The following is a 13,325-nucleotide window of genomic DNA, read 5'->3' on the forward strand; positions in this document are numbered from 1 at the left end:
AGTGTTATGTCGACCAGCATTACCATGATTGTCCCGGTGAAAAACACCGTACCCGGCATCAGCAACGTTTTTAGCGCCCCCGGTAACCAAGGGCAGTTGCTGATGGCCAAGCCGGTCAACCAGCAGCCGGAAGGCGGCAAGATGAAAGAAGCCAGGGAGGCTGAGGGTAACGATCAGATGAACGTGGCCGACAGCAGCGCTTCAGCGCGTATCAAGTCGCTGAACAAGCAAATCCAGGGGCTGCAACAGAAACTGGCAGACCTGAAAGACTCGGACGCCGATCCCAAAGAAATTGAAAAACAAAAACAGCTGATTCAGGCACAGATCAAAATGCTGCAGGCCGAGATCGCGCGCATTCAGAAAGAAGAGATGGAAAAACAGCAGGCAGAGCAAACGGCTAAAGCTGCCGCTAGTATCGCGCCGGCCAAGGGCGATGGCATCAACCGCCCCACCGCGCACAACGCTGTGGATGTGTATATTTGACAGGCTTTTTACACTGATAAATCACTTGATTGAGCCTGCCATATCAGGCTCATCACCGTCATCCATAAGTACCCTTACTGTCATCCATGAGTTCCCCTCAACGTTTCCTCTCTGGCCGCAAGCAACACCTGTTCCGGCGCGCTGATCAACATGTCTTTGGGCTTACGGCCACCCAACCAGCTATTGTCAGCCCCAAACCAGGTGGCCAGCCCCCATGATGTTTTCCTTTCACCAAACATCAGGATTATTTTTTTAATTATCGGCAGCGGGCGATACCCTTCATCCAAAGCATATTCCGGATAAAAATCCTTCCCCTGCAACTGAATGGCAAAAATTTTACCTGATGATTTCCAACGATGCGGGCCCGCGCTAGGATTTGCTGATGTAAAACCCGTTTTTTGCGACAAATCATGCGCAGTTAACCACACCGAATCTTCTATGATGGCGGCATTGTGCTTCGCTAAGCGTTCTGCATGACGACGTTGACGTTCAGTTTTTTCATCTTGGCGGGTTCTTGCTTGAACAGTCGGCGTTTTATCTTTCGCCACTGTTGTTAATTTGGCTGTTTTATCGGTGCTATTCTCCGCTTTTCGGGGCGTTAGGGAAGATGATGTATCATCTGCACAGCCAGAGAATGCCGTCGCCAGGGAAGTAATAGCCGCTTTCATCGCCGCTTTGATGGCGTCAGTAAAATGCGGAATATGTCCTGTAAAATCGCCAAGCTCTACCACCAAATACTCAGCATTTGATTTGGTTTCAAGCTTGCGAAGCTCAGCCCCGCTAATCGTCTGAATGTTCAATGACGTTTGTACTTCGTGACGTGTCCGCTGTTTAATGACCATATTACCGCCTGAATATCGTGATATCGCTTATATTCGTTATAGTACGCCGATTAACCCGACCGTCAATGCTGTTCAATAAACAGGCTACCGCGCACAACGCCGTGGATGTGTATATTTGACTCAGTAATCTGCCTGCCGCTGACGCTGCTGTTGCAACAAGGCCGCCTGCTGCCCCACCACCTGCCAGATGACCTCTGCTGCCGGTGTCAGCGAGCGGTTTTTACGCCGTACCAGCATCAGCGCACGGTTGATTTCCGGCACCAATCGGCGAACCTTCAATTGGCCACCCTCCGGTAAGGGTAAGGCCAGCGCGGGGAAAATACTGATGCCGATACCCGCCGCCACCATAGGAAACAGCGTAGCCGGGTGGCCGATCTCCTGCACTACCGTCGCTTCCACCCCTTGTTGGCGCAGCGCGCTGTCAATCAGTGGCCGACTACCTGAAGCATAATCCTGCAACACCAAACGGCTGCCGTTCAGCGCCGACCAGTGCACTTCGGGCAATTCGGCAAACGGATGATCGTTGCGGCACAGCAACAGGAAAGGTTCGTGCAGGATCGGTTCACAGTCCAGATCCAACGCCTGCACCGGATCGACCACGATGCCAAAATCGACCTCGGCGTTGCGAATGCTGTGCAGCACCTGCTGTTGCGCCTGGTCACGCAGCATGATGCGGATATCCGGATACTGCTTTTCCCCGGCGGCAATGCACTGCGGCATCAGGTGCGCGGAGATGGTCTGGCTCGATGCCACCCGCACCGTACCACTGCGTAGCACGCCAAAGCTGCGCGCATCCAACAATGACGACTGCAACTCATCCAGTAAACGTTCAACCCGGTTGGCCAGCCGTTGCCCGGCGTCGGTCAGCAGCACTTCACGGGTGGTGCGATCGAGCAGGCGAACGCCGACCTCCGCCTCCAGCTCTTTCACGCTGTGGCTGACCGCCGACTGTGTCAGGCCAATGGCCTCGCCGGCCCGGCTGAAACTGCGGTGCCGGGCAATAGCGACAAAGACTTTGAGTTGTTTAATCGAGTAATTCATGTTTTTTATTCATATATGAATTAAATAAATCAATTTAATTATTATATCCGGTCGCGCGACAATGGGCGCATTGATTTTTCTTCGAGTACGCCGCCATGAGATTTTTGCCCGATCGCTTTACCCTGACGCTGATCGCCACCGTGCTGCTGGCTTCGTTTCTGCCGGCGCGCGGCGAGTTCGTCGGCTGGCTGAACGCGCTGACCATCGCCGCCATCGCCCTGCTGTTCTTTATGCACGGTGCCAAGCTGTCGCGCGAAGCCATTCTGGCCGGCAGCAATAACTGGCGGCTGCACCTGTGGGTGATGTTCAGCACCTTTATTATTTTCCCGACGCTTGGCGTGCTGTTTAAATGGTGGTCGCCGGTCAACGTCAGCCCCGAGCTGTATTCCGGCTTTATCTACCTGTGCATTCTGCCCGCCACCGTGCAGTCGGCCATCGCCTTTACTTCGCTGGCGGGCGGCAACGTGGCCGCTGCGGTGTGCAGCGCTTCGGCTTCAAGCCTGCTGGGGATTTTCGTCTCGCCACTGCTGGTGGGGCTGTTGATGAATGTGCACGGGGAAACCGGCAGCCTGCAACAGGTAGGCTCCATCGTGCTGCAACTGCTGGTGCCGTTTGTCGCCGGTCATCTGTCACGACCGTTGATCGGCAAATGGATTGAACGCAACCGCAAGCTGATCGGCAAGACCGACCAGACCTCAATTCTGCTGGTGGTGTATGCCGCCTTTAGCGAAGCGGTGACGCATGGCATCTGGCATCAGGTCGGCATCGGTTCGCTGGTATTTATTGTGGTGGGCAGCCTGGTGCTTTTGACGATTGTGCTGGTGGTGAACACTTATATGGCTCGCTGGCTGGGCTTTAGCAAAGCCGACGAAATCACCATCGTGTTCTGCGGTTCGAAGAAAAGCCTGGCGAACGGTATCCCGATGGCCAATATCCTGTTTCCGGCCTCAACCGTGGGAATTATGGTGCTGCCGCTGATGGTGTTCCATCAGGTGCAACTGATGACCTGCGCGGTATTGGCACGACGCTATCAGAAGAAACAGCAGGAACAACAGGCGGCGCCCAAAGTGGAAACCGCGCGAGGATAGGAAAATGGGTGCGGCGGATACCGCACCCGGCAACTCAACTTTTCTTCAGCGGCTTGACCAGGTGGTCGAGCCCTTCAATTTTAATCGCCAACGTCATTTCCATCAGCATACCAAGCTTGCCCTGGGGAAACTCCCCCTTACGGGCAAACCACAACAGGTATTCTTCGGGCAGGTCAATCAGCACCCGCCCCTGATACTTGCCGAATGGCATTACCGTATTGGCAATTTCCAACAGATTCTCTTTTTCCATCAGGCCCCCAGCAGGCGGATCATTTCCGCTTCGTCGATGACCTCAATGCCCAGTTCCTGCGCCTTCACCAGTTTGGAACCGGCGGCTTCACCTGCAATCACCAGATCGGTTTTCTTCGATACGCTGCCACTGACCTTGGCGCCCAGCGCCGTCAGACGATCTTTGGCCTCGTCACGTGATAGCTGGCTCAACGAGCCGGTCAGCACCACGGTTTTTCCGGCAAACGGGCTGTCGATCTCTTCCGCTACTATCACCACCGGGGCCGGCCAGTTAATACCGATTTCGTCGCTGACCAGCTCCTGGATCACCTGTTGGTTGAGCTCTTCGTCAAGGAAATGACGCGTGTGCTTCGCCACGATTTCACCGACCTCCGGCACTTCTTTCAACGCCTCGATATCGGCGGCTAACAGTTTTTCCAGCGTACCGAAGTGTGCAGCCAGATTGGCCGCTGTGGCTTCGCCGACTTCACGGATGCCAAGCGCATACAGGAAACGGGCAAAGGTGGTCTGCTTGGATTTTTCCAGCGCGTTGACCAGATTCTGCGCCGATTTCGGCCCCATGCGATCCAGCCCGGTCAGGATCCCGGCGGACAGACGGAACAGATCGGCCGGATTCTTCACGTACTCTTTTTCCACCAACTGCTCGATGATTTTGTCACCCATGCCGTCGACGTCCAACGCCCGACGGGAAACAAAGTGCTTAAGCGCTTCTTTGCGTTGTGCAGCGCAGATCAGACCGCCGGTGCAACGCGCTACCGCTTCGCCTTCCACTCTCTCAACGTCGGAACCGCATACCGGACAATGCTGCGGGAACAAAATTTCACGCGCGTCCGCTGGACGACGTTCGGCTATCACTCCCACCACCTGCGGGATCACGTCGCCGGCACGGCGCACAATCACCGTATCGCCGATGCGCAGGCCCAAACGTTCAATTTCATCGGCGTTATGCAACGTGGCGTTGCTGACGATCACCCCGGCAACCAGCACGGGCTCCAGTCTTGCCACCGGCGTGATCGCACCGGTACGGCCAACCTGGAACTCCACCTCGCGCACCTGGGTAATCTGCTCCTGCGCCGGGAATTTGAATGCTGTCGCCCAGCGCGGCGCACGCGCCACAAAGCCCAGCGTTTCCTGCAGGTCGATATCGTCAATTTTTACTACCACGCCGTCGATATCAAACCCGAGTTGCGTGCGGTCCTGCTCCACCTGGCGGTAGAACGCCAGCACTTCGTCGCTGCCGGTACAACGTTTGGCGCGATCGCTAACCGGTAACCCCCAGTCTTTGAACTGCATCAGGCGCTGCCAGTGGCTGCGAGGCAATTCGCCGCCTTCCAGCAGGCCAACGCCATAACAGAAAAAGGTCAGTGGGCGTTTGGCGGTAATACGCGGGTCGAGCTGACGAATCGAACCGGCGGCGGCGTTACGCGGATTGGCGAAGATCTTGCCGTCCTTGCGACGCGCCTCTTCGTTCATCTGCTCGAAACCGGCCTGCGGCATAAACACTTCGCCGCGCACTTCCAGCCGGCGCGGGATATTGTCACCGGTCAGTCGCAGTGGAATGGCGCGGATGGTGCGCACGTTAGAGGTAATGTTTTCACCGGTTGTGCCGTCGCCGCGCGTTGCTGCGCGAACCAGTTCGCCATCTTCGTACAGCAGGCTGACCGCCAGACCGTCCAGCTTCAGCTCGCAGCAGAAGGTCAGCGGATCGCTGCTCTTCAGGCGATCCTGCACTCGTTTGTAGAATGCCAGGAAGCTTTCTTCGTCGAAAACGTTGTCCAGTGACAACATCGGCACTTCATGACGTACCTGATCGAACGCCGCCAGCGGGGCGGCACCCACGCGCTGGGTCGGTGAATCGGCGGTGATCAGCTCCGGGTGTGCGCTTTCCAGGGCACGCAGTTCCCCCATCAGGCGGTCGTATTCCGCATCCGGTACTTCCGGCGCGTCCAGCACATGGTATTGATATTCGTGATGGCGCAGTGAGGTTCGTAGTTGATTGATTTGTTGGATTATCGATTCCATGGCTCACCATCAAAGATAAAAAACCCCCGGCAGGCGGGGGCTTTGTTGTTACGGATGTTCAGTGCGCGTGGCCGTCGGTCAGGCGTTGTTTTCCAACACTTCACGAAGGCGCGCTTTGTAGGTTTCCAGCTTCTGCGGGGTCATCATGCGGCGCTCATCGTCCAGCACCACACCGCCCACATCGTCGGCGATTCGCTGTGCCGACTGCAGCATCAGCTTGAAGTTCTGATTAGCGTCGCCATAAGACGGCACCATCATGAACATCGACACGCCCGGCGTAGAGAAATCGGACATCATCTCAGGATCAAAGGACCCTGGCTTAACCATATTCGCCAGGCTGAACAGCACAGGACCGCTGCCCGCAGGGCTGATATGGCGATGGAAGATACCCATTTCACCAAACTGGAAGCCCGCCTGCAGCACGCTCTGCAGCAGAATTTCGCCGCCGATCACGCCACCCTGATGTGCGGTAACGTGCAGCACCAGTACGGTTTCTTTCAGTTTTGCCGGTTTGATGGCAGCTGGAGCAGGCTGAGGCTCGTGCGCCACCGCTGGTTTCACTTCCGGCTGCGGCTGATGAGCAGGTTCGGCATGGAACGCCGGCTCCGCTGCAGGTGCCACAGGCGGGAGATCGTCAACGCGCGGTTCACGGCGCGGCGCAGGCTGCTGCGGCTCGTCGTCTTCTTCCTGCGCGTAGTTGTCCAACAGGATGTCATCATAATCCGGCCGCTGAGACAGCGGTGGCGGAGTCTGATGGGCAGCCGGTTGAACGGCACGCGGTGCTGGCTCAGCCGCCGGAGCGGGCTTGGGCGCAACCACGGGTTCTTCGCGAGCGGCATCGAAATGACCAAAGGACGGCTCGTCTTCCGGGTGAGCGGAGCGTACACGCACCTCCCCCACACCTTCATCGAGTTCGTCGATCGGGGATTGTTCACGTTCCTTTTTGGAACGTTTGGCTGGGCGATCGCGAAAAAGCGATGAGCGTTCCTTACGACTGGTCCAAAGACCGTGCAATAACAACGCTATTATGGCGATCGCGCCAACAACGATTAATATCAGACGCAAATCCTGCATCATTGCTATCTCTGTTGTTCCAATACATTGCCACCGCGGCAAACATTCACTCTTTAACTCTATTTGCCCGAGCACACAAGTGCAAGTCCGTGCTGAACTTTATGCCAATAAAGATGATTATACTGCCTTTTTTTGCTGTTTTTTCAGCCAATGTCACCCTAGCCAGTAGAAAATCATCCCGATATGATAGCTAAGCCTGTTCAGACAAAGAGATAACTTAAGATATGTCCTATACGCAGTCACCTTCTCACTCCACCAGCGGCCTGCATTATTTTGCCGAAGGCTGGCGCCTGATTTCGCGCCCGGGGATTAAACGCTATGTCGTATTGCCGTTACTGGTCAACGTACTGCTGATGGGGTCCGCCTTCTGGTGGCTGTTCCGCCAGCTCGGCGATTGGATCCCCAGCATGATGAGCCATGTGCCCACCTGGCTGCAGTGGCTTAGCTATTTGCTGTGGCCACTGGCGGTCATTTCCGTGCTGCTGGTGTTCAGCTATCTGTTCAGCACCATCACCAACCTGATTGCCGCCCCCTTCTGCGGCCTGCTGGCCGAACACCTCGAGGGCAGCCTGACCGGCAAGCCGCTGCCGGACACCGGCATCTTCGGCATTGTGAAAGATTTACCGCGCATTATGGCGCGTGAATGGCGCAAGCTGGCTTATTACCTGCCGCGCGCGCTACTGCTGCTGATACTCTATTTCATTCCGGGCATTGGCCAGACGGTGGCACCGGTGTTGTGGTTCCTGTTCAGCGCCTGGATGTTGGCCATCCAGTATTGCGACTATCCGTTCGATAACCACAAGGTAAGCTTCGCCGATATGCGCCGCGCACTGCGCCAGCATAAGACCGACAATCTGCAGTTTGGCGCGATGGTCAGCCTGTTCACCATGATCCCGATCCTCAATCTGGTGATCCTGCCGGTCGCGGTTTGCGGTGCCACGGCGATGTGGGTTGATCGTTATCGCCCACAATTCGTTCGTTCCTGAGCCGTTTTATCGGCCACATTACGATTAATTCTTCGACAGGGCGCGCAATTTGCGCCCTTATCCTTGTGCTTAAAACTTATTTCCTAATAACATATAGATATACCAATTCTTTACTTCCCTGCCGGTACTGTTAGCGTATGCTTTCGACGTTCCCCACATTTTTCATAGAGTTAAAGGACGGGCTATGAGCAAGATATATGAAGACAACTCATTAACGATCGGCCATACGCCGCTGGTTCGTCTGAACCGTATCGGCAACGGACGCATTCTGGCCAAGGTTGAATCACGCAACCCGAGCTTTAGCGTCAAGTGCCGCATCGGTGCCAATATGATTTGGGACGCAGAAAAACGCGGCGTCCTGGTCGCCGGCAAAGAACTGGTGGAGCCAACCAGCGGCAACACTGGTATCGCACTGGCGTTCGTCGCCGCCGCACGCGGCTATAAGCTGACACTGACCATGCCGGAAACCATGAGCATCGAACGCCGCAAACTGCTCAAGGCGCTGGGCGCCAACCTGGTGCTGACCGAAGGCGCTAAAGGCATGAAAGGCGCGATCGCCAAGGCGGAAGAAATTGTCGCCACCGATCCCAACCGCTACCTGATCCTGCAGCAGTTCAGCAACCCGGCCAACCCGGCGATCCACGAACAAACCACCGGCCCGGAAATCTGGGAAGATACCGATGGCGAAGTCGACGTTTTCATCTCTGGCGTCGGTACCGGCGGTACGCTGACCGGTGTCAGCCGCTATATCAAGAACACCAAAGGCAAGGCGATTACCACCGTGGCGGTCGAACCTACCGACTCACCGGTGATCACCCAGGCGCTGAATGGTGAAGAAATCAAACCGGGCCCGCACAAGATTCAGGGCATCGGCGCAGGTTTTATCCCTGGCAACCTGGATCTCGACCTGGTTGACCGCGTCGAGCAAATCACCAACGACGAAGCCATCAGCATGGCACGCCGCCTGATGGACGAAGAAGGGATTCTGGCAGGCATTTCCTCCGGGGCCGCCGTAGCCGCAGCGGTGAAACTGGCTGAAGAACCAGAGTTCGCCGACAAAACCATCGTGGTGATATTGCCTTCCTCCGGCGAGCGCTATTTGAGCACCGCCTTGTTCGCCGATTTGTTCACCGAACAAGAATTGCAACAGTAGTGCCAGCCGCGCACTAATCGCTAAAAAAGCACCTTACGGGGTGCTTTTTTGTGGACTGGATCAAAGTTTATAGCAGTCGAAGATTGATTTTACCCGCCAGCTTTAGTATTTAACGGTGCATTATTTCGATGCGCGAAATTAATCACCCTCCATTCGTTGTTTAGGCTGAATCGATTTACTCGTTTGTCGCGGATGCGGTAAACACGGCATAATGGAGAGCGGATTTAAACGACAGCAGAAGCCGGTTTTTTTGATCTGAAGTGCCAAACTCGTCGTTTTCTGTTGCATCAATGCTCGCCCCTGTACCATAGTCAGGCGCTAACCAGACAAGCTAAAGTCATACCCTTGGGCTAAACTTTAGCTCCACAACACACCAATAAGTTGGGGAAACATCAATGTTCCAGCAAGAAGTTACTATTACCGCTCCGAATGGTCTGCACACTCGCCCTGCCGCTCAGTTCGTGAAAGAAGCCAAAGGCTTCACGTCTGACATCACCGTGACTTCTAACGGTAAAAGCGCCAGCGCCAAAAGCCTGTTCAAACTGCAAACTCTGGGGCTGACTCAAGGGACCGTAGTGACCATCTCCGCTGAAGGTGAAGACGAGCAGAAAGCCGTTGAACACTTGGTAAAACTGATGGCAGAGCTTGAGTAATCGGCCCGTCTTCTTAGTTAACACCAGTCAAGAGTAAGGTAGGGTTATGATTTCAGGCATTTTAGTATCACCGGGTATCGCTTTTGGTAAGGCTCTCCTACTGAAAGAAGATGAAATTGTCATCAACCGGAAGAAAATCTCTGCAGACGCTGTAGAGCAGGAAGTCCAACGTTTTCTTGATGGCCGCGCCAAGGCATCCGTGCAGTTGGAAGCGATCAAGACCAAAGCTGGCGAAACCTTCGGCGAAGAGAAAGAAGCTATCTTCGAAGGCCATATCATGCTGTTGGAAGACGAAGAGCTTGAGCAGGAAATCATAGCCCTAATCAAAGACGATCTGGCTTCTGCGGACGCGGCTGCCTACACCATCATCGAAGGCCAGGCGAAAGCGCTGGAAGAACTCGACGATGAGTACCTGAAAGAGCGTGCGGCCGACGTACGTGACATCGGTAAACGCCTGCTGCAGAACATTCTGGGCCTGGCAATCGTCGATCTGAGCTCAATTCAGGACGAAGTGATCCTGGTTGCTACCGATTTGACCCCGTCTGAGACCGCGCAGTTGAACCTGGACAAGGTTCTGGGCTTCATCACCGATCTCGGCGGCCGTACTTCACACACCTCCATCATGGCGCGCTCCCTGGAATTGCCGGCAATCGTGGGCACCAGCGACGTGACCAAGCAGGTGAAGAACGACGACTACCTGATTCTGGACGCGGTTAACAATAAAATTTACGTTAACCCAACCGCTGACGTTATCGATCAGTTGAAAGCCGAACAGAACCAGTACGTGACCGAGAAAAACGATCTGGCCAAGCTGAAAGACCTGCCGGCGATTACGCTGGACGGGCATCAGGTTGAAGTCTGTGCCAACATCGGCACCGTGCGCGACGTCGCAGGTGCAGAGCGCAACGGCGCTGAAGGTGTCGGCCTGTATCGTACCGAATTCCTGTTCATGGACCGCGACTCACTGCCGACCGAAGACGAGCAGTTCCAGGCCTATAAAGCCGTTGCGGAAGCCGTGGGCTCACAGGCAGTGATCGTACGCACCATGGACATCGGCGGCGACAAAGACCTGCCGTACATGAACCTGCCGAAAGAAGAGAACCCGTTCCTCGGCTGGCGCGCCATCCGTATCGCCATGGATCGCAGAGAAATCCTGCACGCCCAGCTGCGTGCCATCCTGCGCGCCTCCGCGTTCGGTAAATTGCGCATCATGTTCCCGATGATCATTTCGGTAGAAGAAGTTCGCGATCTGAAAGGCGAAATCGAGACGCTGAAAGCGCAATTGCGTGAAGAAGCCAAGGCGTTTGACGAAACAATTGAAGTGGGCGTAATGGTGGAAACACCAGCCGCGGCGGTGATTGCTCATCACCTGGCGAAAGAAGTCGACTTCTTTAGTATTGGGACAAACGATCTAACCCAGTATACTCTGGCGGTAGATCGCGGCAACGAGCTGATTTCTCATCTCTATAACCCGATGTCCCCATCAGTGCTTGGCCTGATCAAACAGGTTATTGATGCATCTCATGCAGAAGGCAAGTGGACCGGTATGTGCGGTGAACTGGCTGGCGATGAGCGTGCTACACTGTTGTTATTGGGCATGGGGCTGGATGAGTTCAGCATGAGTGCGATTTCAATCCCGCGCATCAAGAAAATTATACGTAATACTAATTTCGAAGATGTGAAGGCGTTGGCAGCGCAAGCCTTGGCACAGCCAACGGCGCAAGATCTGATGAATTGCGTGAATAAATTCATCGAAGAAAAGACGCTCTGCTAAACTTCCACGACACTGGAACGCCGCCCAATTTAATGCTTAGGAGAAGATCATGGGTTTGTTCGATAAATTGAAATCTCTGGTTTCTGATGACAAGAAAGACACGGGCACTATCGAGATCGTAGCTCCACTTTCTGGCGAAATCGTTAATATCGAAGATGTACCTGACGTAGTATTCGCTGAAAAAATCGTTGGCGACGGTATTGCCATCAAACCAACGGGCAACAAAATGGTTGCTCCGGTTGACGGCACCATCGGTAAAATTTTCGAAACCAACCATGCTTTCTCTATCGAATCCGACAGCGGCATCGAGCTGTTTGTCCACTTCGGTATCGACACCGTTGAACTCAAAGGCGAAGGCTTCAAACGCATCGCTGAAGAAGGCCAACGCGTCAAGAAAGGTGATGTGGTTATCGAGTTCAATCTGGCCCTGCTGGAAGAGAAAGCCAAGTCTATCCTGACGCCGGTGGTTATCTCCAACATGGACGAGATCAAAGAACTGATCAAACTGACCGGTAACGTCACCGTTGGTGAGACCCCGATCATCCGCATCAAGAAGTAATAGCGGATGAACGCAAGAACGGCGCCCTCGGCGCCGTTTTTTTATGTCTGTCATTCAAGCCAATCGCAACGGCAATTAACTCCAGCGTGGAATTCGCAGGGTAATCACCAGCCCTTCCCGTTCGCCGTTACGCGCCTCAACCTGACCACCGTGCGCCAGGACCACCTTGCGGGTGATCGCCAGGCCCAGCCCGTAGCCCTTGCCTGACATTGCCGATTTCACCCTGACGAACGGATCAAAAATGCTGGAAATTTTTGACTCTTCCACACCCGGCCCCTGATCGCTGACCTCAATCTGGAACAACTGCTCGATACGCGTTAGCACCACCGTCACCCGCTGCCCGTGGCTGGAGAAGCGCAACGCATTACGCACGATATTATCCACCGCACGCCGCATCAGTTCAGCATTGCCCTTGACGGTGTAATCCACGTCCGAGCTGGCCTGCAGCACGATGTCTACGCCGGGTATCTGTGCTTCGTAGCGCGCATCGCTCACCACCGCATCCACCAGCCCGTACAGGTCAAAATACTCTTCATCCGGCAGGCTGTTGCTCTCGGCACGCGACAGCGCCAACAGTTCGCCGATCATTTTATCCAGCCGCCCCGCTTCGTGCTCAATGCGCTGCAGCGAATTCTCTACGTTACCCGCATTCTGCCGCGCCAGGCCAATTGCCAATTGCAAGCGGGCCAGCGGCGAACGCAGTTCGTGCGAAACGTCATGCAGCAACTGCTCGCGGGCGCTGACCAACAGCTCCAGCCTTTCCGCCATGCTGTCAAAGTCACGTGCCACCTCAGAAAGCTCGTCATGCCGCCGACGCATCGCCGGGAACAGGCGCACCGACAAGTCGCCCTGTGCCACACGATCAAAACCATCACGCAGTTTGCGCATCGGCCGGGTCAGGTTCCAGGCCAGTACCGCACTGAACAACAGCCCGGCTAACCCGCCCACCCAAATCATTGGCTCGGGAATATTGAAAAAATGCGAGCGTTTTTTGGGGCGATACTCGTCCCGCAGGCTGCGCATGTCATAACTCAGCAAATAGCCCTTGCCGCCCTCACCTGCCACCCATGTGGTGATTGCTTTCGGCATCCGACGGCCTTCAAACGCCGGCTCCTCAGTTACCGGTGCCGGTGGCTGAGCCAGCGGGGTCACGGAAAGCAAGCGCCGGTCATCATCCGACCAGTCTTTCAGCATCGCGTCCAACGCCGGCATCCCTCCGCTGCGCAGCTGCGTGGCGGCCGACGTCAGCTGCAGCCCAATCACCCGTCGGGCCATCGAACTTTCCGGCGGTTCGTAGCGATCGCCATACAAGGAAAAAGCGACCCACAACGCCTGGGTCATGATGATAAAGGTCAGCCAGAAGCCGAGCAGGATTTTCCAGAACAGTCTTCCACGCATAGG

The 13,325-nt window shown here is 55.3% G+C and carries 13 protein-coding genes; 7 read left to right on the forward strand and 6 right to left on the reverse strand.

The features are described 5' to 3' along the window. Positions 1-6: 6 nt before the first annotated feature. Entirely contained in the window at positions 7-483 is a 477-nt protein-coding gene (locus ACNT1W_RS19630; protein WP_012146151.1) for a FlxA-like family protein, read from the forward strand. 80 nt (positions 484-563) lie between these two features. Here ACNT1W_RS19630 and ACNT1W_RS19635 read toward each other — a convergent pair whose 3' ends face one another. Together ACNT1W_RS19635 and ACNT1W_RS19640 are read right to left on the reverse strand one after the other, a co-directional pair. Then, positions 564-1,325: an integrase gene (locus tag ACNT1W_RS19635; protein ID WP_261408610.1), complete on the reverse strand. Its 762-nt coding sequence runs from the start codon at positions 1,323-1,325 to the stop codon at positions 564-566. 120 nt (positions 1,326-1,445) lie between these two features. Further along, positions 1,446-2,366: a LysR family transcriptional regulator gene (locus tag ACNT1W_RS19640; protein ID WP_012146154.1), complete on the reverse strand. Its 921-nt coding sequence runs from the start codon at positions 2,364-2,366 to the stop codon at positions 1,446-1,448. Positions 2,367-2,461: 95 nt separating this feature from the next. Between ACNT1W_RS19640 and ACNT1W_RS19645 the strand changes: the two genes are divergently transcribed. Continuing rightward, on the forward strand, positions 2,462-3,454 hold the full coding sequence (locus tag ACNT1W_RS19645) for a bile acid:sodium symporter family protein (RefSeq protein WP_017893581.1): 993 nt from the start codon (positions 2,462-2,464) through the stop codon (positions 3,452-3,454). A gap of 34 nt (positions 3,455-3,488) precedes the next feature. Here ACNT1W_RS19645 and ACNT1W_RS19650 read toward each other — a convergent pair whose 3' ends face one another. From ACNT1W_RS19650 to zipA, 3 genes are all read right to left on the reverse strand, one after another. Next, entirely contained in the window at positions 3,489-3,704 is a 216-nt protein-coding gene (locus ACNT1W_RS19650; RefSeq protein WP_012146156.1) for a DUF3820 family protein, read from the reverse strand. After that, positions 3,704-5,725 carry an NAD-dependent DNA ligase LigA gene (ligA, locus tag ACNT1W_RS19655; RefSeq protein WP_115184114.1) on the reverse strand — a complete coding sequence of 674 codons (2,022 nt, stop codon included), beginning with the start codon at positions 5,723-5,725 and terminating at the stop codon, positions 3,704-3,706. Before ligA ends, ACNT1W_RS19650 begins: the two co-directional genes overlap by 1 nt. Before the next feature lie 78 nt (positions 5,726-5,803). Beyond that, a complete protein-coding gene (gene zipA / locus ACNT1W_RS19660) occupies positions 5,804-6,802 on the reverse strand; it encodes a cell division protein ZipA (RefSeq protein WP_012146158.1) in 999 nt (332 codons plus the stop codon). A 221-nt stretch (positions 6,803-7,023) separates the two neighbouring features. Between zipA and cysZ the strand changes: the two genes are divergently transcribed. From cysZ to crr, 5 genes are all read left to right on the forward strand, one after another. Beyond that, the gene (gene cysZ / locus ACNT1W_RS19665) at positions 7,024-7,785 is read left to right on the forward strand and encodes a sulfate transporter CysZ (RefSeq protein WP_419246041.1); all 762 of its coding nucleotides are present in this window, start codon (positions 7,024-7,026) and stop codon (positions 7,783-7,785) included. A 184-nt stretch (positions 7,786-7,969) separates the two neighbouring features. Beyond that, positions 7,970-8,938: a cysteine synthase A gene (cysK, locus tag ACNT1W_RS19670; protein ID WP_012146160.1), complete on the forward strand. Its 969-nt coding sequence runs from the start codon at positions 7,970-7,972 to the stop codon at positions 8,936-8,938. A gap of 395 nt (positions 8,939-9,333) precedes the next feature. Then, complete coding sequence (gene ptsH, locus ACNT1W_RS19675) at positions 9,334-9,591, forward strand: phosphocarrier protein Hpr (RefSeq protein ID WP_004936458.1); 258 nt, start codon at positions 9,334-9,336, stop codon at positions 9,589-9,591. A gap of 46 nt (positions 9,592-9,637) precedes the next feature. After that, positions 9,638-11,365, forward strand: a complete 1,728-nt coding sequence (gene ptsI / locus ACNT1W_RS19680) for a phosphoenolpyruvate-protein phosphotransferase PtsI (RefSeq protein WP_012146161.1) — start codon at positions 9,638-9,640, stop codon at positions 11,363-11,365. Positions 11,366-11,414: 49 nt separating this feature from the next. Further along, a complete protein-coding gene (crr, locus tag ACNT1W_RS19685) occupies positions 11,415-11,924 on the forward strand; it encodes a PTS glucose transporter subunit IIA (protein WP_012146162.1) in 510 nt (169 codons plus the stop codon). Between the two features lie 75 nt (positions 11,925-11,999). On the opposite strand, the gene ACNT1W_RS19690 is transcribed toward crr, so the two are convergent. Next, positions 12,000-13,322, reverse strand: coding sequence for an ATP-binding protein (locus ACNT1W_RS19690; protein WP_112362337.1), 1,323 nt, complete (start codon positions 13,320-13,322; stop codon positions 12,000-12,002). Positions 13,323-13,325: the final 3 nt, after the last annotated feature.

Origin of the sequence: Serratia sp. NFX21, from assembly GCF_048517035.1 — a bacterium.
GTDB classification, from domain to species: domain Bacteria; phylum Pseudomonadota; class Gammaproteobacteria; order Enterobacterales; family Enterobacteriaceae; genus Serratia; species Serratia quinivorans.

What these genes read in the sequence shown, in the direction of transcription:
- cysK (WP_012146160.1), top strand. Translation starts at nt 7,970, where the DNA reads ATGAGCAAGATATATGAAGACAACTCATTAACGATCGGCCATACGCCG.
- ACNT1W_RS19640 (WP_012146154.1), bottom strand. Translation starts at nt 2,366, where the DNA reads ATGAATTACTCGATTAAACAACTCAAAGTCTTTGTCGCTATTGCCCGG.
- ACNT1W_RS19635 (WP_261408610.1), bottom strand. Translation starts at nt 1,325, where the DNA reads ATGGTCATTAAACAGCGGACACGTCACGAAGTACAAACGTCATTGAAC.
- ACNT1W_RS19690 (WP_112362337.1), bottom strand. Translation starts at nt 13,322, where the DNA reads ATGCGTGGAAGACTGTTCTGGAAAATCCTGCTCGGCTTCTGGCTGACC.
- ACNT1W_RS19650 (WP_012146156.1), bottom strand. Translation starts at nt 3,704, where the DNA reads ATGGAAAAAGAGAATCTGTTGGAAATTGCCAATACGGTAATGCCATTC.
- ligA (WP_115184114.1), bottom strand. Translation starts at nt 5,725, where the DNA reads ATGGAATCGATAATCCAACAAATCAATCAACTACGAACCTCACTGCGC.
- zipA (WP_012146158.1), bottom strand. Translation starts at nt 6,802, where the DNA reads ATGATGCAGGATTTGCGTCTGATATTAATCGTTGTTGGCGCGATCGCC.
- ACNT1W_RS19645 (WP_017893581.1), top strand. Translation starts at nt 2,462, where the DNA reads ATGAGATTTTTGCCCGATCGCTTTACCCTGACGCTGATCGCCACCGTG.
- crr (WP_012146162.1), top strand. Translation starts at nt 11,415, where the DNA reads ATGGGTTTGTTCGATAAATTGAAATCTCTGGTTTCTGATGACAAGAAA.
- ACNT1W_RS19630 (WP_012146151.1), top strand. Translation starts at nt 7, where the DNA reads ATGTCGACCAGCATTACCATGATTGTCCCGGTGAAAAACACCGTACCC.
- cysZ (WP_419246041.1), top strand. Translation starts at nt 7,024, where the DNA reads ATGTCCTATACGCAGTCACCTTCTCACTCCACCAGCGGCCTGCATTAT.
- ptsH (WP_004936458.1), top strand. Translation starts at nt 9,334, where the DNA reads ATGTTCCAGCAAGAAGTTACTATTACCGCTCCGAATGGTCTGCACACT.
- ptsI (WP_012146161.1), top strand. Translation starts at nt 9,638, where the DNA reads ATGATTTCAGGCATTTTAGTATCACCGGGTATCGCTTTTGGTAAGGCT.